Annotated in this window: 25 protein-coding genes; 17 read left to right on the top strand and 8 right to left on the bottom strand. The window is 59.6% G+C overall.

Annotation, left to right across the window (positions count from 1 at the left end):
* Positions 1-152: 152 nt before the first annotated feature.
* The 10 genes from FQ185_RS15465 to hisC all read left to right on the top strand — a co-directional run bounded on the left by FQ185_RS15465 (position 153) and on the right by hisC (position 8,120).
* Positions 153-962, top strand: coding sequence for an ATP-binding cassette domain-containing protein (locus tag FQ185_RS15465; protein WP_149418160.1), 810 nt, complete (start codon positions 153-155; stop codon positions 960-962).
* Entirely contained in the window at positions 962-1,759 is a 798-nt protein-coding gene (mlaE, locus tag FQ185_RS15470) for a lipid asymmetry maintenance ABC transporter permease subunit MlaE (protein ID WP_008150745.1), read from the top strand. The genes FQ185_RS15465 and mlaE overlap by 1 nt, the downstream gene beginning before the upstream one ends.
* Positions 1,759-2,226: an outer membrane lipid asymmetry maintenance protein MlaD gene (gene mlaD, locus FQ185_RS15475; protein ID WP_123365278.1), complete on the top strand. Its 468-nt coding sequence runs from the start codon at positions 1,759-1,761 to the stop codon at positions 2,224-2,226. The genes mlaE and mlaD overlap by 1 nt, the downstream gene beginning before the upstream one ends.
* 11 nt (positions 2,227-2,237) lie before the next feature.
* Complete coding sequence (locus FQ185_RS15480; protein WP_149418161.1) at positions 2,238-2,897, top strand: phospholipid-binding protein MlaC; 660 nt, start codon at positions 2,238-2,240, stop codon at positions 2,895-2,897.
* Positions 2,894-3,199, top strand: coding sequence for a lipid asymmetry maintenance protein MlaB (locus FQ185_RS15485; protein ID WP_149418162.1), 306 nt, complete (start codon positions 2,894-2,896; stop codon positions 3,197-3,199). Before FQ185_RS15480 ends, FQ185_RS15485 begins: the two co-directional genes overlap by 4 nt.
* Positions 3,200-3,312: 113 nt before the next feature.
* Entirely contained in the window at positions 3,313-3,552 is a 240-nt protein-coding gene (locus FQ185_RS15490; RefSeq protein ID WP_007912386.1) for a BolA family protein, read from the top strand.
* Positions 3,553-3,574: 22 nt separating this feature from the next.
* Positions 3,575-4,840 carry a UDP-N-acetylglucosamine 1-carboxyvinyltransferase gene (gene murA, locus FQ185_RS15495; RefSeq protein WP_059403262.1) on the top strand — a complete coding sequence of 422 codons (1,266 nt, stop codon included), beginning with the start codon at positions 3,575-3,577 and terminating at the stop codon, positions 4,838-4,840.
* 126 nt (positions 4,841-4,966) lie between these two features.
* Positions 4,967-5,602: an ATP phosphoribosyltransferase gene (hisG, locus tag FQ185_RS15500; protein WP_007901570.1), complete on the top strand. Its 636-nt coding sequence runs from the start codon at positions 4,967-4,969 to the stop codon at positions 5,600-5,602.
* Between the two features lie 125 nt (positions 5,603-5,727).
* Positions 5,728-7,065: a histidinol dehydrogenase gene (hisD, locus tag FQ185_RS15505; RefSeq protein ID WP_149418163.1), complete on the top strand. Its 1,338-nt coding sequence runs from the start codon at positions 5,728-5,730 to the stop codon at positions 7,063-7,065.
* A gap of 2 nt (positions 7,066-7,067) precedes the next feature.
* The gene (gene hisC / locus FQ185_RS15510; protein ID WP_149418164.1) at positions 7,068-8,120 is read left to right on the top strand and encodes a histidinol-phosphate transaminase; all 1,053 of its coding nucleotides are present in this window, start codon (positions 7,068-7,070) and stop codon (positions 8,118-8,120) included.
* A gap of 116 nt (positions 8,121-8,236) precedes the next feature.
* Here hisC and FQ185_RS15520 read toward each other — a convergent pair whose 3' ends face one another.
* From FQ185_RS15520 to algW, 3 genes are all read right to left on the bottom strand, one after another.
* The gene (locus FQ185_RS15520; protein WP_149418166.1) at positions 8,237-8,956 is read right to left on the bottom strand and encodes a DUF4198 domain-containing protein; all 720 of its coding nucleotides are present in this window, start codon (positions 8,954-8,956) and stop codon (positions 8,237-8,239) included.
* Between the two features lie 12 nt (positions 8,957-8,968).
* Positions 8,969-11,074, bottom strand: a complete 2,106-nt coding sequence (locus FQ185_RS15525; RefSeq protein WP_149418167.1) for a TonB-dependent siderophore receptor — start codon at positions 11,072-11,074, stop codon at positions 8,969-8,971.
* A gap of 110 nt (positions 11,075-11,184) precedes the next feature.
* On the bottom strand, positions 11,185-12,345 hold the full coding sequence (gene algW / locus FQ185_RS15530) for a Do family serine endopeptidase AlgW (RefSeq protein WP_149418168.1): 1,161 nt from the start codon (positions 12,343-12,345) through the stop codon (positions 11,185-11,187).
* 102 nt (positions 12,346-12,447) lie between these two features.
* Between algW and FQ185_RS15535 the strand changes: the two genes are divergently transcribed.
* The 3 genes from FQ185_RS15535 to cysN all read left to right on the top strand — a co-directional run bounded on the left by FQ185_RS15535 (position 12,448) and on the right by cysN (position 16,281).
* A complete protein-coding gene (locus tag FQ185_RS15535) occupies positions 12,448-13,206 on the top strand; it encodes a Nif3-like dinuclear metal center hexameric protein (protein ID WP_149418169.1) in 759 nt (252 codons plus the stop codon).
* Positions 13,207-13,455: 249 nt separating this feature from the next.
* The gene (cysD, locus tag FQ185_RS15545; RefSeq protein WP_010463281.1) at positions 13,456-14,373 is read left to right on the top strand and encodes a sulfate adenylyltransferase subunit CysD; all 918 of its coding nucleotides are present in this window, start codon (positions 13,456-13,458) and stop codon (positions 14,371-14,373) included.
* Between the two features lie 9 nt (positions 14,374-14,382).
* On the top strand, positions 14,383-16,281 hold the full coding sequence (cysN, locus tag FQ185_RS15550) for a sulfate adenylyltransferase subunit CysN (protein ID WP_149418170.1): 1,899 nt from the start codon (positions 14,383-14,385) through the stop codon (positions 16,279-16,281).
* A gap of 168 nt (positions 16,282-16,449) precedes the next feature.
* On the opposite strand, the gene FQ185_RS15555 is transcribed toward cysN, so the two are convergent.
* The 3 genes from FQ185_RS15555 to FQ185_RS15565 are packed head-to-tail and all read right to left on the bottom strand — an operon-like array spanning position 16,450 to position 19,857.
* Positions 16,450-17,358 (bottom strand): acyltransferase, encoded by a 909-nt coding sequence (locus FQ185_RS15555; protein WP_149418171.1) that lies wholly within the window; start codon positions 17,356-17,358, stop codon positions 16,450-16,452.
* On the bottom strand, positions 17,359-19,458 hold the full coding sequence (gene pta, locus FQ185_RS15560) for a phosphate acetyltransferase (protein ID WP_149418172.1): 2,100 nt from the start codon (positions 19,456-19,458) through the stop codon (positions 17,359-17,361). It lies immediately after the preceding gene.
* A 60-nt stretch (positions 19,459-19,518) separates the two neighbouring features.
* Entirely contained in the window at positions 19,519-19,857 is a 339-nt protein-coding gene (locus FQ185_RS15565) for a DUF3565 domain-containing protein (protein ID WP_149418173.1), read from the bottom strand.
* Between FQ185_RS15565 and FQ185_RS15570 the strand changes: the two genes are divergently transcribed.
* From FQ185_RS15570 to FQ185_RS15580, 3 genes are all read left to right on the top strand, one after another.
* On the top strand, positions 19,826-20,311 hold the full coding sequence (locus FQ185_RS15570) for a peptidylprolyl isomerase (RefSeq protein ID WP_007901600.1): 486 nt from the start codon (positions 19,826-19,828) through the stop codon (positions 20,309-20,311). The genes FQ185_RS15565 and FQ185_RS15570 overlap by 32 nt on opposite strands.
* Before the next feature lie 124 nt (positions 20,312-20,435).
* Positions 20,436-20,918, top strand: coding sequence for a glutathione peroxidase (locus FQ185_RS15575; RefSeq protein ID WP_149418174.1), 483 nt, complete (start codon positions 20,436-20,438; stop codon positions 20,916-20,918).
* A 157-nt stretch (positions 20,919-21,075) separates the two neighbouring features.
* Entirely contained in the window at positions 21,076-22,179 is a 1,104-nt protein-coding gene (locus FQ185_RS15580; protein ID WP_149418175.1) for an NADH:flavin oxidoreductase, read from the top strand.
* 115 nt (positions 22,180-22,294) lie between these two features.
* Here FQ185_RS15580 and FQ185_RS15585 read toward each other — a convergent pair whose 3' ends face one another.
* Positions 22,295-23,494: a glycosyltransferase family 1 protein gene (locus FQ185_RS15585; RefSeq protein WP_149418176.1), complete on the bottom strand. Its 1,200-nt coding sequence runs from the start codon at positions 23,492-23,494 to the stop codon at positions 22,295-22,297.
* A 40-nt stretch (positions 23,495-23,534) separates the two neighbouring features.
* The gene (gene cysZ, locus FQ185_RS15590) at positions 23,535-24,287 is read right to left on the bottom strand and encodes a sulfate transporter CysZ (protein ID WP_149418177.1); all 753 of its coding nucleotides are present in this window, start codon (positions 24,285-24,287) and stop codon (positions 23,535-23,537) included.
* A 314-nt stretch (positions 24,288-24,601) separates the two neighbouring features.
* Here cysZ and trxB point away from each other — a divergent pair, with 314 nt between their 5' ends.
* Entirely contained in the window at positions 24,602-25,564 is a 963-nt protein-coding gene (gene trxB / locus FQ185_RS15600; protein ID WP_129438437.1) for a thioredoxin-disulfide reductase, read from the top strand.
* The last annotated feature ends 28 nt before the right edge of the window (positions 25,565-25,592 follow it).

Consider the following 25,592-nt stretch of genomic DNA (forward strand, 5'->3'; position numbering starts at 1 on the left):
CCGTCATGTTGCTCAACATGGCCCGGCTTGGGCCTTGGGCGCATGGCCTTTGCAGTGATATAGTTCGCCGCCAGTTCCGCCTGCCCGGGAGGTATGTGCTTTCGCCAGAAAGCCAGGCGTCCGAGTGAGAGGCTGCATCGCAAGGAGTTTAGATGAGTGCCGATAACGCCTACGCGGTCGAGCTGAAGGGACTGACCTTCAAGCGCGGAACGCGCAGCATTTTCAATAACGTCGATATACGTATCCCGCGCGGCAAGGTCACCGGCATCATGGGACCTTCCGGGTGTGGCAAGACCACGCTGTTGCGGCTGATGGGCGCACAGTTGCGGCCTACCAAGGGCGAAGTCTGGGTCAACGGTCAGAACCTGCCGAAATTGTCGCGCAGCGATCTGTTCGATGCGCGCAAGCACATGGGCGTGCTGTTTCAGAGTGGCGCACTGTTTACCGATCTCGATGTGTTCGAGAACGTCGCTTTTCCGCTACGCGTTCATACCGAACTGCCGGAAGAAATGATCCGCGACATTGTCCTGCTCAAGTTGCAGGCCGTGGGCTTGCGTGGCGCCATCGACCTGATGCCTGACGAATTGTCCGGCGGCATGAAGCGCCGTGTTGCGCTGGCCCGGGCGATTGCCCTTGATCCACAGATCCTCATGTATGACGAACCCTTCGTCGGCCAGGACCCTATCGCCATGGGCGTGCTGGTGCGTCTGATCCGTCTGCTCAATGACGCGCTGGGCATCACGAGTATCGTGGTTTCCCACGACCTGGCCGAGACCGCGAGCATTGCCGATTACATCTACGTCGTCGGCGAAGGCCAGGTGTTGGGACAGGGCACCCCCGAGGAGCTGATGAACTCGCAGGAGCCACGCATCCGTCAATTCATGACAGGCGAGCCTGACGGTCCGGTCGCCTATCACTTTCCAGCGACGGATTACCGCGCAGATCTTCTGGGGAAGCATTGATGCGCAAGATTTCACTGATAGAACGGGTTCGCCGGTTCGGCCACTCTGGCATTGACGTGCTGGGGGTGTTCGGCCGTTCGGCGATATTCCTGTTTCATGCCTTGCTTGGCCGTGGCGGCATTGGCGGCGGTTTTGGCTTGCTGATCAAGCAACTGCATTCGGTGGGCGTAATGTCCCTGGTGATCATCGTGGTCTCCGGGGTATTCATCGGCATGGTGCTGGCGCTGCAAGGCTTCAATATTCTATCCAGCTATGGTTCGGAGCAGGCGGTTGGCCAGATGGTTGCGCTGACGCTTTTGCGCGAACTGGGGCCCGTGGTCACGGCATTGCTGTTCGCCGGGCGCGCCGGTTCGGCATTGACTGCCGAAATCGGCAACATGAAGTCCACCGAGCAGTTGTCCAGTCTGGAAATGATTGGTGTCGACCCGCTCAAATACATCATTGCCCCGCGCCTGTGGGCCGGCTTCATTTCCCTGCCGGTGCTGGCGATGATCTTCAGCGTGGTTGGCATCTGGGGTGGTTCGTGGGTGGCCGTCGACTGGCTGGGTGTCTATGAAGGTTCCTACTGGTCAAACATGCAAAACAGCGTGACCTTTGCAGACGATGTGCTCAACGGCATCATCAAAAGCATCGTTTTCGCCTTTGTCGTGACCTGGATCGCCGTATTCCAAGGCTATGACTGCGAGCCCACTTCCGAGGGGATCAGTCGTGCCACTACCAAGACCGTGGTGTATGCCTCATTGGCAGTACTCGGCCTGGACTTTATTCTGACCGCCTTGATGTTTGGAGATTTCTGATGCAAAACCGCACCCTGGAAATCGGTGTCGGCCTTTTCTTGCTGGCTGGCATCCTGGCTTTGTTGTTGCTGGCGTTGCGGGTAAGTGGCCTGTCCCCGAGTGCAACCACCGACACTTATAAACTTTATGCGTATTTCGACAATATCGCCGGTTTGACGGTCAGAGCTAAAGTGACCATGGCCGGTGTGACCATCGGCAAGGTCACGGCGATCGATCTGGACCGCGACAGTTTCACCGGTCGAGTGACCATGCAGCTGGAAAAGCGCGTAGATAACCTGCCGACTGACTCCACTGCATCTATCCTGACCGCTGGCCTGTTGGGCGAGAAGTACATCGGTCTCAGCGTGGGCGGGGAAGAAGCCTTGCTCAAGGATGGCTCAACCATCCACGACACGCAGTCGTCGCTGGTACTCGAAGACCTGATCGGTAAATTTCTGCTCAATACCGTTAGTAAAGACGCCAAATGAGGAGCTTTTGAATGATCTCTACCTTGCGACGTGGCCTGTTGGTATTACTCGCGGCCCTGCCGTTGATGGCTAACGCCGTGGCGGCGCCCTCAGCGCACGATATCGTGCAGGACACCACCAATCGGTTACTTGCCGATCTGTCGGCCAATAAAGAGAAGTACAAGCAAGACCCGCAAGACTTCTATACGGCGCTGAACACCATCGTCGGACCTGTTGTGGATGCCGAGGGCATTTCCAAGAGCATCATGACGGTCAAATACTCGCGCAAAGCCACGCCTGCGCAAATGAAGACGTTTCAGGAAAACTTCAAAAAGGGTCTGTTCCAGTTCTATGGCAATGCCTTGCTCGAGTACAACAACCAGGGCATCACCGTTGATCCTGCCAAGGACGAGTCCGGAGACCGCACAAGCGTAGCCATGACAGTCAAAGGCAGCAATGGCGCGGTCTATCCTGTGTCTTACACACTTGAAAAGATCAATGGCGAGTGGAAGCTGCGCAACGTAATCATCAACGGCATCAACATCGGCAAGCTGTTCCGCGATCAGTTCGCTGATGCGATGCAGCGCAATGGCAACGACCTGGACAAGACCATCAATGGTTGGGCCGGGGAAGTCGCCAAAGCCAAGGAAACCGCCAAATCCCAGGAAACCACCGAGAAGCCAGCCCAATGAGTGTGTCGGCCATTCGCATGAGCGAATCAGGCGAACTGATGCTCAGCGGCATGCTGGATTACCGCACCGGCCCCGGGCTGCGCAAGCAAGGGCAGGCGCTGATAAAATCCAGCAAGGCCGCCACACTGGTGGTCGATTGCTCGGCGGTGTTGAAGTCCAGCAGTGTCGGCTTGTCGCTGCTGCTGTGCTTCATGCGTGATGCAGAGGCGGCCGGCAAGGCGTGGAGCATCCGTGGGATGCCAGAAGACATGCGCGAAATCGCTCAGGTCAGCGAACTGACCGAGCTGTTGGCGCATCCCTAACCGCATCTATAAAGAAGCCCCCCGTCAGAGTCCTGCTTCGCGGGGTTCGCAGGCGCGGGGCTTTTTTGTATGATGTCCGACCCGCGCGCACAGGGCGCCGATTGAGGTTGAGCATGCAGGCCGTAGAAGTGAAGAGCTTCCTTGAAGGAAAGCTGCCCGGAACGTTGGTAGAAGTTGAAGGCGAAGGCTGCAACTTTCAGCTGAACGTGATTAGCGATGAACTGGCGGCGTTGAGCCCGGTGAAGCGTCAGCAGCAGATCTATGCCCATTTGAACCCATGGATCACCGATGGCAGCATCCATGCGGTCACTATGAAATTTTTCAGCAGCGCGGCCTGGGCCGAGCGCACCTGAGCCCAAGGGCGTCGAGATTCTTATGGATAAATTGATTATTACCGGTGGCGTTCGTCTTGATGGCGAAATCCGCATCTCCGGGGCAAAGAACTCTGCCCTGCCGATCCTGGCTGCAACCCTGCTGTGCGATGGCCCGGTTACGGTTGCCAACCTGCCACACCTGCACGACATCACCACCATGATCGAGCTGTTCGGTCGCATGGGCATCGAGCCGGTGATCGACGAGAAGCTTAGCGTCGAAATCGACCCGCGCACCATCAAGACCCTGATCGCTCCGTACGAACTGGTTAAAACCATGCGTGCGTCGATCCTGGTGCTGGGCCCGATGGTTGCCCGTTTCGGTGAAGCCGAAGTCGCACTGCCTGGCGGTTGCGCCATTGGTTCGCGTCCGGTTGACCTGCACATCCGTGGCCTCGAAGCCATGGGCGCGGTCATCGACGTCGAAGGCGGCTACATCAAGGCCAAGGCGCCTGAAGGTGGCTTGCGCGGTGCGCACTTCTTCTTCGACACCGTCAGCGTGACCGGTACCGAAAACATCATGATGGCCGCTGCACTGGCCAAGGGCCGCAGCGTTCTGGCTAACGCCGCGCGCGAGCCTGAAGTCATCGACCTGGCGAACTTCCTGATCGCCATGGGTGCCAAGATCACTGGCGCCGGCACCGACACCATCACCATCGATGGCGTCGAGCGTCTGCACCCGGCCACCTACAAAGTGATGCCTGACCGTATCGAAACCGGCACCTACCTGGTGGCGGCGGCGGTAACGGGCGGTCGCGTGAAGGTCAAGGACACCGATCCGACCATCCTCGAAGCCGTTCTGGAAAAACTCCGTGAAGCAGGCGCCGAAATCACCTGCGGCGAAGACTGGATCGAGCTGAACATGCACGGCAAGCGGCCTAAAGCCGTCAACGTGCGGACTGCTCCGTACCCGGCGTTCCCGACCGACATGCAGGCACAGTTCATCTCCCTCAACGCCATTGCCGAAGGCACAGGCGCGGTGATCGAGACGATCTTCGAAAACCGTTTCATGCACGTTTACGAACTGCACCGCATGGGCGCCAAGATCCAGGTCGAAGGCAACACCGCCATCGTCACCGGTACCGAGAAGCTGAAAGGCGCGCCAGTCATGGCCACCGACCTGCGTGCTTCGGCCAGTCTGGTGATCTCGGCGTTGATCGCCGAAGGCGACACCCTGATCGATCGCATCTACCACATCGACCGTGGTTACGAGTGCATCGAAGAGAAACTACAGATGCTCGGCGCCAAGATCCGCCGCGTACCGGGCTAGTTTCTGCTGCATGGGTGCATGGATGCGCCCGTTGATTTGTTGAAGTCGAGCCGGGTTCCGGCTCGATGTGTGTCCGGCGCCATTTGCGTCCGGGCATGAGTACCTTGATAAGGACTGACGTTTCCCATGTTGACCATCGCACTGTCCAAGGGCCGCATCCTTGACGACACCCTGCCGCTTCTGGCTGAAGCGGGCATCGTGCCGACCGAGAATCCGGACAAGAGCCGCAAGCTGATCATCCCCACGACCCAGGCCGATGTGCGTCTGCTGATCGTGCGCGCCACCGATGTGCCGACTTACGTCGAGCATGGTGCCGCGGACCTGGGCGTCGCCGGTAAAGATGTGCTGATGGAATATGGCGGCCAGGGTCTGTACGAGCCTCTGGACCTGCGAATTGCCCTTTGCAAGCTGATGACCGCCGGCCGTGTCGGCGATGTCGAGCCTAAGGGCCGCCTGCGTGTGGCGACCAAGTTCGTCAACGTTGCCAAGCGCTACTACGCCGAACAGGGTCGTCAGGTCGACATCATCAAGCTCTATGGCTCGATGGAACTGGCGCCGCTGATCGGTCTGGCAGACAAGATCATCGACGTGGTCGACACCGGCAATACCCTGCGCGCCAATGGCCTGGAACCCCAGGATTTCATTGCCGACATCAGCTCCCGGCTGATCGTGAACAAAGCTTCGATGAAAATGCAGCACGCCCGTATCCAGGCGTTGATCGACACCCTGCGCAAGGCAGTGGAGTCTCGACACCGCGGCTGATTCACCTGCGCGACCTTGAGTCGCGCCGTCTATCCGCCTCATAGCCAGAATTCTCAGGTGCCCAAGCGGATCGAATGTTAGCTTCGGGCGCCTGAGTTTTTTGCCAATCCTATGAGGCTCTCGCTATGACCGCACCGACTGCAATTCGCCGACTCAACGCTGCTGACCCGGATTTCGCACATCATCTGGATCATCTGCTGAGCTGGGAAAGTGTGTCTGACGACTCGGTCAATCAGCGGGTGCTGGACATTATCAAGGCTGTGCGCGAGCGTGGCGATGCGGCGCTGGTGGAATTCACCCAGAAGTTCGACGGCCTGCAAGTCGCGTCCATGGCGGACTTGATCCTGCCGCGCGAACGCCTGGAGCTGGCCCTGACCCGAATCACCGTGCCTCAGCGCGAAGCCCTGGAAAAAGCCGCGGCCCGCGTACGCAGCTATCACGAAAAACAGAAACAGGACTCCTGGAGCTACACCGAAGCCGACGGCACGGTGCTGGGCCAGAAGGTCACGCCGCTGGATCGCGCCGGTCTGTACGTGCCCGGTGGCAAGGCGTCGTACCCATCCTCGGTGTTGATGAACGCGATTCCGGCCAAGGTGGCCGGCGTGACCGAAGTGGTCATGGTGGTGCCGACGCCTCGTGGCGAAATCAACGAGCTGGTGCTGGCCGCGGCGTGCATCGCCGGGGTCGATCGCGTGTTCACCATTGGTGGCGCCCAAGCGGTTGCCGCGCTGGCTTACGGCACCGAAAGCGTGCCGAAGGTCGACAAGGTTGTCGGGCCGGGCAACATCTATGTCGCCACCGCCAAGCGTCACGTATTCGGCCAGGTCGGTATCGACATGATTGCCGGCCCATCCGAAATCCTTGTGGTCTGCGATGGCCAGACTGATCCGGACTGGATCGCCATGGACCTGTTCTCCCAGGCCGAACACGACGAAGACGCCCAGGCGATTCTGGTCAGCCCGGACGCCGAGTTCCTCGACAAGGTCGCCGCCAGCATCGCCAAACTGCTGCCGACCATGGAACGCGCCGAGATCATCGAAACCTCAATCAACGGCCGCGGTGCGCTGATCAAGGTCCGCGACATGGACCAAGCCATCGAAGTGGCCAACCGCATCGCACCGGAGCACCTCGAATTGTCCGTCGCCGATCCGCAAGCCTGGCTGCCGAAGATTCGCCACGCGGGCGCGATCTTCATGGGCCGTCACACCTCCGAAGCCTTGGGCGATTACTGCGCTGGTCCGAACCACGTGCTGCCGACTTCCGGCACCGCGCGTTTCTCCTCGCCGCTGGGTGTGTACGACTTCCAGAAGCGTTCGTCGATCATCTTCTGCTCCGAGCAGGGTGCGTCGGAACTGGGCAAAACCGCTTCCGTGCTGGCCCGTGGCGAGTCGCTGACCGCTCACGCGCGCAGTGCCGAATACCGCATCGTTGACGAAGACTCTCTACAAGGGCAGGGGAACTGAAGATGAGTAAATTCTGGAGCCCGTTCGTCAAGAATCTGGTGCCTTACGTGCCGGGCGAGCAGCCGAAACTGGCGAAGCTGGTGAAGCTCAACACCAACGAAAACCCGTACGGACCATCGCCAAAAGCCTTGGCGGCGATGCAGACCGAACTGAATGACAATTTGCGTCTGTACCCGGACCCGAACAGTGATCTGCTGAAGAACGCGGTGGCCAAGTACTACGGCATACAGAACAATCAAGTGTTTCTCGGCAACGGTTCCGACGAAGTCCTGGCGCACATTTTCCACGGCTTGCTGCAACACGATAATCCAGTGCTGTTCCCGGACATCAGTTACAGCTTCTATCCGGTTTACTGCGGGTTGTACGGCATCGCCTTCGACGCGGTGCCGCTGGACGAGCAGTTCCAGATCAATCCGGCCGACTACGCCAAGCCGAACGGCGGGGTCATCTTTCCGAATCCGAACGCACCGACGGGCTGCCTGTTGGCGCTGGATGCCGTGGAGCAAATCCTCAAGGCCAGCCCGGATTCAGTGGTCGTGGTGGATGAGGCTTACATCGATTTTGGTGGTGAGACGGCGATCAGCCTGGTGGATCGTTATCCAAACCTGCTGGTGACCCAGACCCTGTCCAAGTCCCGTTCACTGGCCGGCCTGAGAGTGGGGCTGGCGGTGGGGCATCCGGACCTGATCGAGGCGCTGGAGCGGATCAAGAACAGCTTTAACTCCTATCCGCTGGATCGTCTGGCGAATGTCGGTGCAGCCGCAGCGTTCGAAGATCGAGAGTACTTCGACAAGACCTGCCGATTGGTCATCGAGAATCGTGAAAAGGTCGTTGCGCAACTGCAAGCGAAAGGCTTTGAAGTGTTGCCGTCGGCGGCGAACTTCATCTTCGCCCGTCACCCGAAACATGATGCGGCAGGGCTGGCGGCGAAGTTGCGTGAGCAAGGCGTGATCGTTCGGCACTTCAAGCAGGAACGGATTGCCCAGTTCCTGCGGATTTCCATTGGTACGCCAGAGCAGAATCAGGCGTTGATCGACGGCCTCGGCGAGTTGTAAGACTTCCCCGATCCTGTGGGAGCGAGCCTGCTCGCGATGAGGCCATAACATTCAGCATTGATGTTGAATGCAAAACCGCTATCGCGAGCAGGCTCGCTCCCACAAAGGTTTGGGTGTTACTCGTGATGCGCTTCGCCAAGGAAGGTCAGCGACGTGAATAGCCCACGCGTCGCCACATCCGGGTTGTCCTTCAGCGAAATCTCCATCTGCGCCGCAATCACGTTCAATCCTTCATTACGCACCAATACTTGCGCCCGGCCCTCTGCGTCGGTCTCGGTGCTCAAGGTATTCGGCGCGCTGCGATAGTCGCCCACCAACTTCACGCCCGCCGCCGGCTTACCATCCAGCAGCACTCGAACCGGTAACGATTTACCCGGCCCGACAGTCAGCGGATCAACCTCCGGCAGAATCAGCAGCTTCATCTGATCAAGCTTCGGCAGTTTCGCCCCCGGCTGGTAGATCGCCAGGCTGTACTTGAAGGTCTGGGTCGACTCAATGGCGCCCGGTACTTTGCTGCGTCCTTCGTTGATCCATTTTTTATCCGGTGTCTGCGACCACATGCCATTGTCCAGCGCCACGGCCATCACCGCCGGCGGTTTCAACGGCTGCAGGCGGGCGTGGTCGGCCAGCCGTTGCACGCTCACCGGGATCATTTTGCCGGCGACGTCATAAGCCCACGCGCCACTGATTTTCTGCGCCTTGAAGGCGTTATCTTCGGCGCCATGGCCGTAGATGACTTCGATGTTGCCACGACGTTCTTCGGTCCACAGGCCATGGGCCGAGACTTCAGTGGCGAGCAGCAGTCCAAGCAGCGCCAGGGGTTTGAGGTATTGCATGGTGACTTCCTTTTACAGATTGAGTGTCAGGCTGACGGTGAAATTGCGCGGCTCGCCGGGGTTGACCCAGTAGTTGCTGTAGGAGCGCTCGAAGTATTTTTCGTCGAATAGGTTGTTCAGGTTCAGGCCTACGGTGACGTTTTCGCTGGCCTTGTAATGGGCCAGCAGGTCGACGGTGTGGTAGGCCGGCAGTTCGAAATCGCTGCCGGCTTCGCCCGACCGATCGCCGACATAGGTGAACGCTGCGCCAAGGTCCGAGCCGCGCAAATGACCATTCTGAAATTCATAAACGCCCAGCAGACTGCCGCTGCGTTTGGCCACACCAAGAATTCGGCTGCCGGTGGGAATCACCTTGTCGCCTTGGGTGACTTCGGCGTCGATGTAAGCGAACGCGCCGATCACTCGCACCGCGTCGGTGACTTGCCCGGTGACTTGCAGGTCGAGTCCCTGGCTGCGGGCCTTGCCCATGGCGCGGCTGGAATCCGTCGCCGGATCGAGCGCGAGGACGTTTTCCTTCTCGATATGGAAGGCGGCGAGGGTGCTGCTCAAGCGGTCGTCGAACAGTTCGCTCTTGATTCCGATTTCATAACCGACGCCTTCTTCCGGGTCGAAGGATTTGCCGGCGGCGTCCAGTCCATTGTTTGGTTTGAACGAGGTGGAGACGTTGGCGAATAACCCCACTTCGGGCGTCAATTGGTAGAGCAGCCCGGCCCGTTGGGTCAATGCGTCGTGGCGCTGGCGGCTGGTCGCATTGCGGCTGTGGTCGTCGATGCTTTGTTCGAAATGTTCGAAGCGCGCACCGAGCATGCCGCGCAGTTTATCGGTGAAGACGATCTGGTCTTGAAGGTTCAACGCCTGGCTTTCGACGTGCTCGAAAAAGTCAGTCCCGGAGCGTGCCCCATTGGGTTTCGGCTGGCCATAAATCGGCCGGTAGATATCGATGGCGTAAGGGCTGCCGGCAACGGTCGTGACCCGTTCGTTCTTGCGGAAATTCTCGTATTCGCTGCCGATCAGCAATTCGTGTTGCCAACTGCCGATGTCGAACATACCGCGCAGTTCGAGTTGGGTGATGCTGTCGTGCCAATGGGTGTCGCGGTCGCGATAGCGGCGGTTGACGGTGTGGCCGTCGGCGTTCAAGGGACGAGCTTCGGAGGCGAAGCCCCAGAGCTTGCCTTCCTTGTAATGGCTGGCGAGGCGTAGTTTCCAACGGTCGTTGAGATGATGTTCGAGGGCGGCTTGCAGCAGATTGTTGTGGTTGTCGATGTCGCCGTCGTTGGGTTCACCAAGGAAGGTGGAACGGGAAACGCCGCTCCATTTATTGTTCGGCGCGACGATACCGCGATCGAAGGTCGAGCTGTGGCGCACGAACTCGCTCTCCACCAACAGGCTGGTGTCCGGGTTCAGTTGCCAGCTGAACGAAGGCGCAACGAACACCCGCTGACTGTCGACGTGATCGCGGAAGCTGTGGTTGTCCTCGACGGCCAGATTCACCCGGGACAGAACATTGCCGTCATCGTCCAGTGGTGTGTTGACGTCCACGGCGGTGCGATAACGATCCCAACTGCCGGCGCTGGTTTGCAGTGTGGTGAAGGCTTCGGGCTGCGGTTTCTTGGTGACGATGTTCACCGTGCCGCCTGGATCGCCACGACCATAGAGGCTGGCGGCTGGGCCTTTGAGCACTTCGATGCGTTCGATGTTGGCCACGTCCGGCGAGCTTGGATAGCCGCGGTTGGCGCTGAAACCATCCTTGTAGAACTCCGACGTGGTGAAGCCGCGCACGCTGTATTCGTAGAGCGTCAGGCCGCCGAAATTGTTCTGTTTCGACACGCCACCGGCAAAATCCAGCGCGCGTTCGACGCTGGTGCTGCCCAGGTCCTTGAGCACACTAACGGGAATCACACTGATCGATTGCGGGATATCGCGAAGGGCGGTGTCGGTTTTGGTTGCGCTGGAGGAGCGCGTGGCGCGGTAACCCTGGACCGGGCCAGTGGGGGATTCGTAGTCGGAGGTGACGCTGATGGCGTCCAGCTCAACGGTTTGCGTTTCTTCGGCGAAGACCGGATCCCCCAGCAAACCGAAGACCAGGCCTGCGAGGGAAACCATTGTTCGAGACGACATGTTATGTTGTTCCAATAGTGATATTGAAACAATATAACATGACTAATGAGAATGTCTGCTGTTAACAGCGTTGCAGTTGTGAAGCTGCTCTAGCCGCAGCTCCTTTCGGCTTACTCTTGTTCTTTTTCCTTGATGGGAGCAGGTGGCGGACGCAGACCGATCTCGGCGGTGAGCTTGATCTCCTTGCCGTTGCGCATCACCTGAATCGTGACCTTGTCGGTCGGTTTGATCCGCGCGACCTGGTTCATCGAACGACGGCCATCGCCGGCCGGTTCGCCGTCGATGCTGAGGATCACGTCACCCAGTTGCAGGCCGGCCTTCTGCGCCGGGCCGTCACGGAAAATCCCCGCGACCACAATGCCCGGGCGCCCCGACAGGCCAAACGAGTCCGCCAGTTCCTGGCTCAGCGGCTGCACTTCGATACCGAGCCAGCCGCGAATCACCTGACCGTGTTCGATGATCGACTTCATCACTTCCATGGCCAGTTTCACCGGGATGGCGAAACCGATGCCTTGCGAGCCGCCGGATCTGGAGAAAATCGCCGTGTTGATGCCGGTCAGGTTGCCGTTGGCATCCACCAGCGCACCGCCGGAGTTGCCGGGGTTGATCGCGGCGTCGGTCTGGATGAAGTCTTCGTAGTTGTTCAGGCCCAACTGATTGCGCCCGGTGGCGCTGATGATGCCCATGGTCACGGTCTGGCCGACGCCGAACGGGTTGCCGATGGCCAGAGCCACGTCGCCGATGCGGATGTTGTCGGAGCGACCGACAGTGATCGATGGAAGATTCTTCAAGTCGATCTTCAGGACCGCGAGGTCGGTTTCCGGGTCGCTGCCGATTACTCGGGCCAGGGTTTCACGACCGTCCTTGAGCGCGACCACAATCTGGTCGGCGCCGCTGGTCACATGGTTGTTGGTCAGCAAATAACCTTCCGGGCTCATGATCACGCCGGAACCGAGGCTCGACTCCATGCGCTTCTGCTTGGGCGAGTTGTCGCCGAAGAAGCGGCGAAACTGCGGATCTTCAAACAGCGGATGGTTCGGTTTGTTGATGACTTTGGTGGTGTACAGGTTCACCACCGACGGCGCGGCGGTGGTCACCGCGTAGGCATAGGACACCGGACCCTGTTGCATGGTGGTGGTTTGCGGGGCTTGCTGCAGGTTGACGTCGAGGCTCGGGAGCCCGACCCACTGCGGGTAACGCTGGATTATCAACAGAGCGATAAGCACACCGGCCAACAGCGGCCAGCCGGAAAAACGCAGCGCCTTAAGCATTAAGCAAATCCTGGAAAGGTTGCAGGTGGTATGAGACCGCCCATAATGTCGCGCATTATACGAGGCGAGCGCGCCTCTGAACGGGATATTTAGGAGTCTTTTATGGCCGTCGCCCTGAGCACCCTGGTCGAAGAAGCCGACCGTTACCTGAACAGTGCCAAGATTGCCGATTACTGCCCCAATGGCTTGCAGGTTGAAGGCCGGCCGCAGGTGACGCGCATCGTCAGTGGCGTCACCGCCAGCCAGGCCTTGCTCGACGCGGCTGTGGAGGCCAATGCCGATCTGATACTGGTGCATCACGGCTACTTCTGGAAGGGCGAGAACCCGTGCATCACCGGCATGAAGCAGCGTCGCTTGAAAACCCTGCTCAGGCACGATATCAGTCTGTTGTCCTACCATCTACCGCTGGATCTGCACCCGGAAGTCGGCAATAACGTTCAGCTGGCACGTCAGCTCGATATCACTGTGGAAGGCCCATTGGATCCGGACAATCTCAAAGTTGTCGGCCTGGTCGGTTCATTGAGCGAGCCGGTGACGGCCCGCGATTTTGCCCGTCGTGTACAAGAAGTCATGGGCCGCGAGCCATTGCTGATCGAAGGCAGTGAGATGATTCGTCGTGTTGGCTGGTGCACCGGTGGCGGTCAAGGCTACATCGATCAGGCGGTTCTGGCCGGCGTCGACCTGTACCTCAGCGGTGAAGCGTCCGAGCAGACCTTCCACAGCGCCCGGGAAAACGACATCAGCTTCATCGCCGCCGGCCATCACGCCACCGAGCGTTATGGCGTGCAGGCACTCGGGGATTATCTGGCGCGGCGCTTTGCCCTCGAGCACATCTTCATCGATTGCCCTAACCCCATCTGAATCACCCCATACCCACTGTGGGAGCGAGCCTGCTCGCGATGGCTGCGTCACATTGGACATTGATGTGACTGACACACCGCTATCGCGAGCAGGCTCGCTCCCACAGGACCCAGTACACCCGAACAGGCAGGTATATTCATATACCCTTTCGATCTAGCTGGCGTCCTGATTAGAAGAGGACGCTGTGCTAGGATTCCCCGCTCGAACACGGCCCGCTGGCCGTCCATAAGATCGTTTTCGTGAGTAGCCATGGTCGACAAACTGACGCATCTGAAACAGCTGGAGGCCGAAAGCATCCACATCATCCGCGAGGTCGCCGCCGAGTTCGATAACCCGGTGATGCTGTACTCCGTCGGTAAAGACTCCGCCGTGATGCTGCACCTTGCGCGCAAGGCATTCTTCCCGGGCAAACTGCCGTTCCCGGTGATGCACGTCGACACCCGGTGGAAGTTCAAGGAAATGTACGCGTTCCGCGATCGCATGGTCGAAGAACTGGGCCTGGACCTGCTGGTCCACGTTAACCCCGATGGTGTTGCGCAGGGTATCAACCCGCTGACCCACGGCAGCGCCAAGCACACCGACATCATGAAAACCGAAGGCCTCAAGCAGGCCCTCGACAAGTACGGTTTCGACGCCGCTTTCGGCGGTGCCCGTCGCGATGAAGAGAAATCCCGTGCCAAAGAGCGCGTGTATTCCTTCCGCGACACCAAGCACCGCTGGGACCCGAAAAACCAGCGACCGGAGTTGTGGAACGTCTACAACGGCAACGTCAACAAGGGCGAATCCATTCGTGTGTTCCCGTTGTCGAACTGGACCGAACTGGACATCTGGCAGTACATCTACCTCGAAGGCATCCCGATCGTGCCGCTGTATTTCGCCGCCGAGCGCGACGTCATCGAGATGAATGGCACCTGGATCATGATCGACGACGAACGCCTGCTCAATCACCTGAGCGATGAAGACAAGGCGCGCATCGTCAAGAAGAAGGTCCGCTTCCGTACACTTGGCGACTACCCGTTGACCGGTGCGGTCGAGTCCGAGGCCACCAGCCTGACCGACATCATTCAGGAAATGCTCCTGACGCGAACTTCCGAACGCCAGGGCCGGGTCATCGATCACGATGGCGCAGGCTCGATGGAAGAAAAGAAACGTCAGGGTTATTTCTAAGGGGTTGTCATGTCGCACGCATCTGATTTGATCAGCGAGGACATCCTCGCCTACCTGGGCCAGCACGAACGCAAGGAAATGCTGCGCTTCCTGACCTGTGGCAACGTCGACGACGGCAAGAGCACCCTGATCGGGCGCCTGCTGCACGACTCCAAGATGATCTACGAAGATCACCTGGAAGCCATCACCCGCGACTCGAAAAAAGTCGGCACCACTGGCGATGACATCGACCTGGCATTGCTGGTCGACGGCCTGCAGGCGGAGCGTGAGCAGGGCATCACCATTGATGTCGCTTACCGTTATTTCTCCACCGCCAAACGCAAATTCATCATCGCCGACACCCCTGGCCATGAGCAGTACACCCGCAACATGGCCACCGGTGCGTCCACCTGTGACCTGGCGATCATCCTGGTCGACGCCCGTTACGGCGTGCAGACCCAGACCCGCCGCCACAGCTTCATTGCCTCATTGCTCGGCATCAAACACATCGTTGTCGCCATCAACAAGATGGACCTCAACGGTTTCGACGAAACAGTCTTCGAGTCGATCAAGGCCGATTACCTGAAGTTCGCCGAAGGCATCGCGTTCAAACCGACCACCATGGCCTTCGTGCCGATGTCGGCGCTCAAGGGCGACAACGTGGTGAACAAGTCCGAGCGCTCGCCGTGGTACACCGGCCAGTCACTGATGGAAATTCTTGAAACCGTCGAAATCGCCAGCGACCGCAACTACACCGACCTGCGTTTCCCGGTGCAGTACGTCAACCGTCCGAACCTGAACTTCCGTGGTTTCGCCGGTACGCTGGCCAGCGGCGTCGTGCACAAGGGCGACGAAGTCGTTGTGCTGCCGTCGGGCAAGAGCAGCCGCGTGAAATCCATCGTCACCTTCGAAGGTGAGTTGGAGCACGCAGGTCCGGGTCAGGCCGTTACGCTGACCATGGAAGACGAAATCGATATCTCTCGTGGCGATCTGTTGGTACATGCCGACAACCAGCCGCAAGTGACCGACGCCTTCGACGCCATGCTGGTGTGGATGGCCGAAGAGCCGATGCTCCCGGGCAAGAAATACGACATCAAGCGCGCCACCTCTTATGTGCCGGGTTCGATCACCAGCATCGTCAACCGCGTTGACGTGAACACCCTGGAAGAAGGTCCTGCCAGCTCGTTGCAGCTGAACGAGATCGGTCGGGTCAAGATCAGCCTCGACGCCGCCATCGCGCTGGACGGTTACGCGAGCAACCGCACCACCGGTTCGTTCATCGTCATCGATCGTTTGACCAATGGCACCGTCGCGGCCGGCATGATCATCGCTCAGCCGTTGAGCCATGGCACCAGCACGCATCACGGCAAACTGGCGCACGTCGCCACCGAAGAACGCGCCCAGCGCTTCGGCCAGCAACCGGCCACCGTGTTGTTCAGCGGCTTGTCGGGCGCCGGCAAAAGCACCCTGGCCTACGCGGTTGAACGCAAGCTGTTCGATTTTGGGCGTGCGGTGTTTGTACTCGATGGCCAGAACCTGCGTCACGACCTGAACAAAGGTCTGCCACAGGACCGCGCCGGGCGTACCGAGAACTGGCGCCGTGCTGCACACGTTGCGCGTCAGTTCAACGAAGCCGGTCTGCTGACCTTGGCAGCCTTCGTGGCGCCGAGTGCCGAAGGTCGTGAGCAGGCCAGGGAGCTGATCGGCAAGGAGCGTCTGCTGACGGTCTACGTCCAGGCCTCTCCGACGGTCTGTGCCGAGCGTGACCCGCAAGGCCTTTATGCGGCAGCCGGGGATAACATCCCGGGCGATTCCTTCCCGTACGACGTGCCGCTGGACGCCGACCTCGTGGTCGACACCCAGTCGCTGTCGCTGGAAGAAAGCGTCAAGCAAGTGCTGGATCTGCTGCGTCAGCGTGGCGCGATCTAAGCGCTAGCCGCTAATAAAAAACCCGCCGATGAGTGATCATCGGCGGGTTTTTTTGTGGGTCAACTCGGTCAACTGTGGGAGCTAGCCTGCTAGCGATTGCGGTGATTCAGGCAATAAATCTGCTGAATCTGAACCCGCTATCGCCAGCAGGCTGGCTCCCACAGTAGGTCAGTGTTTATCGGGATATTCGTGGTGCATCTGCGCAAGCAGCGCATCCTTGTCCTGCCACAACTGGTTGATCCAGCCCTGAAACTGCAGTCGATATTCCCCATCCTGGTCGTAATTCTTACCTACAAACTGCGGCGGAATCTTCAACTCCTGAAAATGCACCACCACATCCTTCACGTTCCCACAGAGCAAATCCCAGTAACCGGGACGGCCGGCCGGATAGTGAATGGTCACGTTGACGATGGCTTCCAGCTGCTCACCCATGGCATCCAGCACAAACGCAATGCCGCCAGCCTTGGGCTTGAGCAGATATTTGAACGGTGATTTCTGCTGGGCATGCTTGCCCTCGGTGAAGCGCGTGCCTTCGACGAAGTTGAAAATCCCCACCGGGTTATGGCGGAATTTGTCGCAGGTCTTGCGCGTGGTTTCCAGGTCTTTGCCTTTCTTCTCCGGGTGCTTTTCCAGGTAGGCCTTGGAGTAGCGCTTCATGAACGGAAAGCCGAGCGCCCACCAGGCCAGACCGATCACCGGGACCCAGATCAGCTCCTGCTTGAGGAAAAACTTCAGTGGGCGGATGCGACGGTTCAGCACGTATTGCAACACCATGATGTCGACCCAGCTCTGGTGGTTGCTGGTGATCAGGTACGAGTGCTGATAGTCCAGACCTTCCAAACCGCTGAGTGTCCAGCGCGTGTGTCCGAGCAAGTCCATCCAGGCCTTGTTGTTGCTGATCCAGGCTTCGTGGATGTGGCTCATCAGCCAATCGGTGAAACGCTGGGCGGCAGGGAAGGGCAGCAGCAGTTTGAAGATCGCTACGATGAACAGCGGAGTGCAGCAGCCAATCGTGTTGAGCGCCAACAGCAACGAGGCAATTACACCTCGCAGCGGTGCAGGTAGGGAATCCAGCATTTAAAGATCCAAAGGTCGGTTGGCAGCTTGAATCGCGGTCAACGCGATGGTGTAGACGATGTCGTCGACTTGCGCGCCGCGCGGCAGGTCGTTCACCGGTTTGCGCAGGCCTTGCAGCATCGGCCCGAGGCTAACGCAGTCGGCGCTGCGCTGCACGGCTTTGTGAGTGGTGTTGCCGGTGTTCAGGTCGGGGAACACGAACACGGTGGCGCGACCGGCCACCTGACTGTTCGGCGCCAGTTGCCGGGCAACGGTTTCGTTGGCGGCGGCGTCGTATTGCAATGGACCGTCGATCAGCAGCGAGTTCTGTTGCTCATGGGCGAGCAATGTCGCTTCGCGCACCTTCTCGACTTCTTCGCCGCTGGCCGATTCACCGCTGGAGTAGCTGATCATCGCCACGCGCGGGGTGATGCCGAAGGCGGCTGCCGAGTCGGCGCTTTGCAGCGCGATTTCTGCCAGTTCGCTGGCGCTGGGGTGCGGGTTCATCACGCAGTCGCCGTAGACCAGCACTTCCTCGGGGAAGAGCATGAAGAACACAGAAGACACCAGCGTGCAGCCCGGCGCGGTCTTGATCAGTTGCAGGGCCGGGCGGATGGTGTTGGCGGTGGAGTGAATGACCCCGGACACCAATCCGTCGACTTCATCCAGCGCCAGCATCATGGTGCCGATCACCACGGTGTCTTCCAGTTGCTGTTCTGCCATCGGCGCGTTGAGGCTTTTGGTTTTGCGCAGGGCGACCATCGGCTCGACGTAGCGCTCGCGAATCAGGTCAGGGTCAAGAATCTCCAGTCCCGGCGGAAGTTCGATGCCTTGGGCGCGAGCCACGGCTTCGACGTCTGCCGGTTTCGCCAGCAACACGCAGCGGGCAATGCCGCGCGCCTGACAGATCGCCGCGGCTTGCACGGTCAACGGCTCGCTGCCTTCAGGCAGGACGATGCGTTTGTTGGCAGCCTGGGCGCGCTGGATCAATTGATAACGGAACACGGCGGGTGACAGGCGCATTTCCCGTGGCGTGCCGCAGCGTTGGTGCAGCCATTTGGCGTCGAGGTGGCTGGCAACGAAATCGGTGATGATCTCCGCGCGCTCGCGGTCGTCGATCGGGATTTCCTTGTTCAACCCGTTCAACTGGTTGGCGGTGTCGTAGGAACCGGTGCTCACCGACAACACCGGCAGGCCCGCCTGCAACGCACCACGACAGAGGTCCATGATGCGCGGGTCGGGCAGGGTGTCGCTGGTTAGCAACAGGCCGGCCAGCGGAACACCATTCATGGCGGCGAGGCTGACGGCGAGGATGATGTCGTCGCGATCACCGGGCGTCACCACCAACACGCCGGGCTTGAGCAGCTCTACGGTGTTGCGCATGGTGCGGGCGCAGATGATGATTTTGGTCATGCGCCGGGTCTCGTAATCGCCGGCATTGAGAATTTGCGCGCCCATCAGGTCGGCGACGTCGCGGGTGCGCGGGGCGTTCAGTTCTGGCTGGAAGGGGATGCAGCCGAGCAAGCGGAAATCGCCACTGCGCAGCAAGGGCGAATGCTCTTTCAAGCGCGAGGCGAAGGCCTCCATGGTCTCGTCGGTTTTGACCTTGTTGAGGATCACGCCGAGAACTTTCGGGTCTTTGGGGCCGCCGAACAATTGCGCCTGCAGTTCCACCCGGCCGGACAGTTCAGTCAGCACTTCGTTTTCCGGTGCCGAAACCAGGATCACCTCGGCGTCGAGGCTTTTCGCCAAATGCAAATTGACCCGCGCGGCATAACTGGCGCTGCGGGTCGGCACCATGCCTTCGACGATCAGCACATCTTTGCCGACAGCCGCCTGTTGATAAAGGGTGATGATTTCTTCGAGCAGCTCATCCAGCTGACCGTCGCCGAGCATGCGCTCGACGTGGGCCAGGCCGAGCGGCTGAGGCGGTTTCAAACCGTGAGTGCGCGCCACCAGTTCGGTCGAGCGTTCAGGGCCCGTATCGCCCGGGTGCGGCTGGGCAATCGGTTTGAAAAAACCGACTTTGAGGCCGGCTCGCTCAAGTGTGCGCACCAGCCCGAGGCTGATGGAGGTCAGACCCACACCAAAATCGGTGGGCGCGATAAAAAAAGTTTGCATGCGAATTCTCTGGAGGTGCATGGCAATGGTGACGACCTATGTCTGGCCGTTTACCGAATTTCAGTCGCCAAGGTTATCGCTAACCGAGCCTTGTGCGCACCAACCGCAATCAAAGGGCTGGCCTATTTTTTCATTACGCCGCGAAGGGTTCATGACCCAGGCCCGGGATTGCCATGGGGGCTGGTGGCGCAGGTGCTGTGTATGGCCGCAGGAAAGCTCGGCCACCCAGTGCCCGTCTTCGTCCTGATGAAAGCCTGTGACCGTCGAGCCTTTCGCCGTCACCCGTCTGTCCGGGTTGTGTTCGCTTTCGGGCGATTGCTTCGCTAAACTTGGCCATTCTTCATTCTTTTGCAAAAGGTCTCGCCCCATGCTGATCGCCGCCAATAAGGCTGTCTCCATCGACTATACCCTGACCAACGACGCTGGTGAGGTCATCGACAGCTCCGCCGGCGGCGCGCCGCTGGTCTACCTGCAAGGCGCAGGTAACATCATCCCTGGCCTGGAAAAGGCACTGGAAGGCAAAGCAGTCGGCGACGAGCTGACCGTAGCCGTTGAACCTGAAGATGCCTACGGCGAATATGCTGCCGAACTGGTCAGCACCTTGAGCCGCAGCATGTTCGAAGGCGTCGACGAACTGGAAGTGGGCATGCAGTTCCACGCATCTGCTCCGGACGGCCAGATGCAGATCGTCACCATTCGCGATCTGGACGGCGACGATGTCACCGTCGACGGCAACCACCCGTTGGCCGGTCAGCGCCTGAATTTCCAGGTCAAGATCATCGACATCCGTGATGCCAGCCAGGAAGAAATCGCTCATGGTCACGTCCATGGCGAAGGTGGCCATCACCACTGATTTTCTGCGCTAAGCTTTCGAGAACTGGAGAGGCGCCCGAGGGGCGCCTTTTTAGTCCGCGGCTGTCCCTGGTGACACCGCCAAGTGGCTGTTTCGAGAAGAACACGGGAATTTGGAGTTCGTCATGAGTGCTTTTCACGACCTTAAACTGACAGCCCTGGATGGTCAGGAGCTACCGCTGGCGCCTTTCAAAGGGCACGTCGTGCTGGTGGTCAACGTCGCCTCCAAATGTGGCCTGACCCCACAGTATGCGGCGCTGGAAAACCTCTACCAGCAATACAAGGACAAAGGCTTCAGCGTGCTGGGCCTGCCGTGCAACCAGTTTGCCGGGCAGGAACCGGACACCGAGCAAGAGATCCAGGAGTTTTGCAGCCTTAACTACGGCGTGAGTTTCCCGCTGTCCAGCAAGCTGGAAGTCAACGGCCATGATCGTCATCAGTTGTACAAACTGTTGGCGGGCGAGGGCGCAGAGTTTCCCGGTGACATCAGCTGGAACTTCGAAAAATTCCTGTTGGGCAAGGATGGTCGCGTACTGGCGCGGTTCTCGCCGCGTACGCCTCCGGATGATCCGTCTGTCATTCAGGCGATTGAAAAAGCGCTGAGCTGAACCCAAAAAAATCGCAGCCACCGCGCTGCGTTTTTTTATGCCTGCCTTTTGACCCTTAATCACCCAGATCAATAGTGCTGTGCATCCTCTGCGACTGCGCATATTATCGCCGTCATAAAATTTCGTCCCGTCGATGAGTGTTTCCGTGGAGTGCCGCATGCCAGTCAAAGCCTTGTTCAAACCGTTCCACCTCGGCACCCTCGAACTGCCGACCCGCGTCGTCATGGCGCCGATGACTCGCTCGTTTTCACCGGGCGGCGTTCCCAATTCCAAAGTGATCGAGTATTACCGTCGTCGCGCCGCCGCGGGCGTTGGCTTGATCATCACCGAAGGCACTACCGTCGGTCACAAGGCCTCCAATGGCTACCCGAACGTGCCGCATTTCTACGGTGAAGCGGCATTGGCCGGCTGGAAGAAAGTCGTCGACGCGGTGCACGCCGATGGCGGCAAGATCGTTCCGCAGCTGTGGCATGTCGGCAGTGTGCGTCGCATCGGCACCGAGCCGGATGCGAGCGTGCCGGGGTACGGTCCGTCGGAGAAACTGAAGGACGGTCAGGTCGTGGTTCACGGCATGACCCAACAGGACATCCAGGATGTGATCGCTGCGTTCGCCCAGGCTGCGAAAGATGCGCAAAGCATCGGCATGGACGGCGTGGAAATCCACGGCGCCCACGGCTACCTCGTGGACCAGTTTTTCTGGGAGGGCAGCAACCAGCGTACCGATAAGTACGGTGGCAGCCTGGCCAACCGTTCCCGTTTCGCCATCGAATTGATTCAAGCCGTGCGTGCCGCGGTCGGCGAAGGCTTCCCGATCATCTTCCGCTTCTCGCAGTGGAAGCAGCAGGATTACACCGCGCGTCTGGTGCAAACACCCGAAGCGTTGGGCGAATTCCTCAAACCGTTGTCCGACGCCGGCGTGGATATTTTCCACTGCTCGACGCGCCGTTTCTGGGAGCCGGAGTTCGACGGTTCCGAACTGAACCTGGCGGGCTGGACCCGCAAGCTCACTGGCAAGCCGACCATCACTGTGGGCAGCGTGGGGCTGGACGGCGAGTTCCTGCAGTTCATGGTCAACACCGACAAGATCGCGCAACCGGCCAGCCTGGAAAAACTGCTGGAGCGTTTGAACAATGATGAGTTTGATCTGGTGGCGGTGGGGCGTGCGCTGCTGGTCGATCCGGACTGGGCGCAGAAAGTGCGCGATGGCCGTGAAGAAGACATCCTGCCGTTCAGCCGCGAGGCGTTGATGACGCTGGTTTAAGCGGCGTCTGGGCCGGCCTCTTCGCGGGCAAGCCCGCTCCCACAGGATTTGTGAACGCCACATAACCTGTGGGAGCGGGCTTGCCCGCGATGACGGACCCGAGACCACCGAAGATTCAGGGCAAGGTCGGTGCATTCGGCACCACTTGCTCCCCAGCACAAGCCCCGCGCAACTGCCCCTCAAACTGCTCGATAATCGCAGCCCAGCCTTGCCGACTCGCATGCTGGCGCGCATTGAGTCGCACGCAGCGCAAGGTTTCGCGCTCCTCCAGCAGCCAACACGCCGCATCGCAGAACGCCTCTTCATCCCCAGGCATGGCCAGCACGCCGTTGTAGCCATGGCGAATATGCTGGGCCGCGGCAGCCTGATCGTATGCCACCACTCCCAGCCCCGAAGCCAACGCCTCAAGCACCACGTTGCCGAACGTCTCGGTCAGGCTCGGAAACACAAACACATCCCCCGACGCATAGTGGCTGGCCAAGGCTTCGCCGCGCTGTGAGCCGCAGAAAATCGCTTCGGGCAATTCCTTTTCCAGGACCACTCGTTGCGGGCCGTCGCCGATCACGATCAACTTCAGGTTTTTCTGTGGATAAGTCGTACGCAGCGTTTCGAAACTACGCTTGAGCAAGCCAAGATTCTTCTCGGGCGCCAGGCGTCCTACGTGGATGACGGCAATGTCACCCTCGGCCAGACCCCACTGTTCGCGTAGCGACGTCAGCCGCTTGGTCGGGTGAAACAACTGGCTGTCGACCCCACGCGACAGCAACGCCAAGCGCTCGAAATGCCGGCGCTCCAGCTCCAGTCGCTGGCTAACACTGGGAACCAGGGTCAGGCTCGTGCGATTGTGAAACCAGCGCAGGTAGTGGGTCAGCAAGCGCGTCAGCAGTCCGAGGCCGTACTGGCTGGAGTACTGCTGGAAATTGGTGTGAAAGCCACTGACCACCGAAATCCCCAAACGCCTGGCTGCGCGCAATGCGGACAAACCCAGCGGTCCCTCCGTGGCGATGTACAGCACATCCGGACGATGCCGCTTCCAGCGCCGCAACAGCTTGTGCATCGACGACTGACCCCATTGCAAACCGGGATAACCCGGCAGCGGCCAGCCCCGGCACAGCAACAACGCATCGTCGCTGCCCAGCTGTTGGTCGCAACTCTGACGTGGCCGCACCAGTTCGACCTGATGCCCGCGCGCGCGCAAACCATCGCACAAGCGGCCAAGGGTATTGGCCACGCCGTTGATTTCGGGAGGGAAGGTTTCGGTGATCAGAGTGATATGCAGAGCTGTCGTCATGACCCCAGTGTCGGCTGAGGCCATGTCGTCAGTGTGACGGTGGGATGATGGATTTGTGACCGGGTCAGCGCTGGGTGACCAGATTCTCCGCGCCACGCTCACGGACCCAGAACAGGGTCGCCCCGGCCACTGCGGCCGGCATCATCAGAATGTTGACCACCGGAATCAGCAGCACCAGGTAAACACTCCCGCCGAAGCTCATACTCTGCCAGCGCTTTTCGCGCAGCCAGGCGAGCATCTCGTTCCAGCCCAGTTTGTGGTTGTCCGCCGGGTAGTCGATGTACTGGATCGCCATCATCCACACCCCGAACAGCAGCCACAGTGGCGCGGCGATGATGTTCACCACCGGGATGAACGAAAGAATGAACAAGCCGATGGCGCGCGGCAGGAAATAGCCGAGTTTGCGCATCTCGCGGGACAGGGTGCGGGGGATCATGGCGATCAGCTCGCCCCAGCTGAAGGCCGGGAAGTCGTCGGTGCCGCGTACCACCACTTCGACTTTCTCCGCGAGAAAGCCGTTGAACGGCGCGGCGATGACGTTGGCGAGCATGGTGAAGGTGAAGAACACCATGAAAACCACAAGCACGACAAAAATCGGCCACAGGATGTAACTGAGGAAACTCAGCCAGTCGGGCAGGGACGGCATCAGCGTATCGACCCAAAGACTGAATTGATGGCTGGCCAGATAAATCAATCCGACGAACAGCACGAGGTTGATCGCCAGCGGCAACAACACAAACAGGCGAAGGCTTGGGCTCAAGACCAGCTTGAGGCCTTCGCGCAGGTATTGCGGGCCTGACAGAACGGGGGCGGGCATAACGTGCTCCGAGCAAAGGGGAAACGCGCCGACCTTACCGGCTTTGCTTGACGTGCGAAAGCGCGGCATCGGCATCGACATTAACTGTAACAAAGGCACCAAATGATCATTGCGACGGGATAGAGACCGCCTATGAGCTGGATTGTTAAACCGTATTTCCTTAATCTTCGCCCCCTCGATACGCTGCACCCAATCTTTTTACAGGACTGTCGAGTTCAAGCCTTCCCCAAGTGCTTTCAACGGTCCTTTTTTATTCCCGCCGGCAACCCGGCGTTCCGCGCCAGAAATTTCGGGCCGGTTAACAGGAGCAGGTCATGTCTGAAGTCCGTCATTCGCGAGTGATTATTCTCGGTTCCGGCCCTGCCGGTTACAGCGCCGCGGTGTATGCCGCCCGTGCCAACCTCAAGCCACTGCTGATCACCGGCATGCAGGCCGGCGGTCAACTGACCACCACCACCGAAGTCGACAACTGGCCGGGCGATGTCCACGGCCTGACCGGCCCGGCGCTGATGGACCGTATGAAAGAGCACGCCGAGCGTTTTGAAACCGAAATCGTCTTCGATCACATCAATGCCGTCGACTTCGCTGCCAAGCCGTACACCCTGACCGGTGACAGCGCGACTTACACCTGCGACGCCCTGATCATCGCCACCGGCGCCAGCGCTCGTTACCTGGGCCTGCCGTCGGAAGAAGCGTTCATGGGCAAAGGCGTTTCGGCCTGCGCGACCTGCGACGGGTTCTTCTACCGCAACAAGCCAGTGGCTGTGGTCGGTGGCGGTAACACGGCTGTGGAAGAAGCGCTGTACCTGGCCAACATCGCCAGCAAGGTGACCCTGATCCACCGTCGCGAAACCTTCCGCGCCGAGAAGATCCTGATCGACAAGCTGAACGCCCGGGTTGCCGAAGGCAAAATCGAGTTGAAGCTGAATTCGACCCTGGACGAAGTGCTGGGCGACAACATGGGCGTGACCGGTGCCCGCCTGAAGAACAACGACGGCAGCTTCGACGAGCTGACAGTCGACGGCGTGTTCATCGCCATCGGCCACACTCCGAACACTTCGTTGTTCGAAGGTCAGCTGACGTTGAAAGACGGCTACCTGGTCGTGCAGGGCGGCCGTGACGGCAACGCCACAGCTACCAGCCTCGAAGGCATCTTCGCGGCCGGTGACGTGGCTGACCACGTTTACCGTCAGGCCATCACCTCGGCCGGTGCCGGCTGCATGGCGGCACTGGACGCCGAGCGCTACCTCGACGATCTGCAGAACGCTTCGTTCTGATTTCGTTGAAATGAAAAAACCGGCTTCG

The organism is Pseudomonas sp. ANT_H12B (assembly GCF_008369325.1).
In the GTDB taxonomy this organism is placed as follows: Bacteria; Pseudomonadota; Gammaproteobacteria; order Pseudomonadales; family Pseudomonadaceae; genus Aquipseudomonas.

Excerpts from the sequence above, each read along its gene's own strand:
- algW (WP_149418168.1), bottom strand. The coding sequence starts at position 12,345 with ATGCTTAAGGCGCTGCGTTTTTCCGGCTGGCCGCTGTTGGCCGGTGTG.
- FQ185_RS15580 (WP_149418175.1), top strand. The coding sequence starts at position 21,076 with ATGCCAGTCAAAGCCTTGTTCAAACCGTTCCACCTCGGCACCCTCGAA.
- trxB (WP_129438437.1), top strand. The coding sequence starts at position 24,602 with ATGTCTGAAGTCCGTCATTCGCGAGTGATTATTCTCGGTTCCGGCCCT.
- FQ185_RS15575 (WP_149418174.1), top strand. The coding sequence starts at position 20,436 with ATGAGTGCTTTTCACGACCTTAAACTGACAGCCCTGGATGGTCAGGAG.
- cysZ (WP_149418177.1), bottom strand. The coding sequence starts at position 24,287 with ATGCCCGCCCCCGTTCTGTCAGGCCCGCAATACCTGCGCGAAGGCCTC.
- mlaD (WP_123365278.1), top strand. The coding sequence starts at position 1,759 with ATGCAAAACCGCACCCTGGAAATCGGTGTCGGCCTTTTCTTGCTGGCT.
- FQ185_RS15565 (WP_149418173.1), bottom strand. The coding sequence starts at position 19,857 with ATGGAGACAGCCTTATTGGCGGCGATCAGCATGGGGCGAGACCTTTTG.
- FQ185_RS15520 (WP_149418166.1), bottom strand. The coding sequence starts at position 8,956 with ATGCAATACCTCAAACCCCTGGCGCTGCTTGGACTGCTGCTCGCCACT.
- pta (WP_149418172.1), bottom strand. The coding sequence starts at position 19,458 with ATGCAAACTTTTTTTATCGCGCCCACCGATTTTGGTGTGGGTCTGACC.
- FQ185_RS15490 (WP_007912386.1), top strand. The coding sequence starts at position 3,313 with ATGCAGGCCGTAGAAGTGAAGAGCTTCCTTGAAGGAAAGCTGCCCGGA.
- FQ185_RS15535 (WP_149418169.1), top strand. The coding sequence starts at position 12,448 with ATGGCCGTCGCCCTGAGCACCCTGGTCGAAGAAGCCGACCGTTACCTG.
- hisG (WP_007901570.1), top strand. The coding sequence starts at position 4,967 with ATGTTGACCATCGCACTGTCCAAGGGCCGCATCCTTGACGACACCCTG.
- hisD (WP_149418163.1), top strand. The coding sequence starts at position 5,728 with ATGACCGCACCGACTGCAATTCGCCGACTCAACGCTGCTGACCCGGAT.
- FQ185_RS15585 (WP_149418176.1), bottom strand. The coding sequence starts at position 23,494 with ATGGCCTCAGCCGACACTGGGGTCATGACGACAGCTCTGCATATCACT.
- cysN (WP_149418170.1), top strand. The coding sequence starts at position 14,383 with ATGTCGCACGCATCTGATTTGATCAGCGAGGACATCCTCGCCTACCTG.
- FQ185_RS15555 (WP_149418171.1), bottom strand. The coding sequence starts at position 17,358 with ATGCTGGATTCCCTACCTGCACCGCTGCGAGGTGTAATTGCCTCGTTG.
- FQ185_RS15525 (WP_149418167.1), bottom strand. The coding sequence starts at position 11,074 with ATGTCGTCTCGAACAATGGTTTCCCTCGCAGGCCTGGTCTTCGGTTTG.
- murA (WP_059403262.1), top strand. The coding sequence starts at position 3,575 with ATGGATAAATTGATTATTACCGGTGGCGTTCGTCTTGATGGCGAAATC.
- mlaE (WP_008150745.1), top strand. The coding sequence starts at position 962 with ATGCGCAAGATTTCACTGATAGAACGGGTTCGCCGGTTCGGCCACTCT.
- cysD (WP_010463281.1), top strand. The coding sequence starts at position 13,456 with ATGGTCGACAAACTGACGCATCTGAAACAGCTGGAGGCCGAAAGCATC.
- FQ185_RS15485 (WP_149418162.1), top strand. The coding sequence starts at position 2,894 with ATGAGTGTGTCGGCCATTCGCATGAGCGAATCAGGCGAACTGATGCTC.
- FQ185_RS15480 (WP_149418161.1), top strand. The coding sequence starts at position 2,238 with ATGATCTCTACCTTGCGACGTGGCCTGTTGGTATTACTCGCGGCCCTG.
- FQ185_RS15570 (WP_007901600.1), top strand. The coding sequence starts at position 19,826 with ATGCTGATCGCCGCCAATAAGGCTGTCTCCATCGACTATACCCTGACC.
- FQ185_RS15465 (WP_149418160.1), top strand. The coding sequence starts at position 153 with ATGAGTGCCGATAACGCCTACGCGGTCGAGCTGAAGGGACTGACCTTC.
- hisC (WP_149418164.1), top strand. The coding sequence starts at position 7,068 with ATGAGTAAATTCTGGAGCCCGTTCGTCAAGAATCTGGTGCCTTACGTG.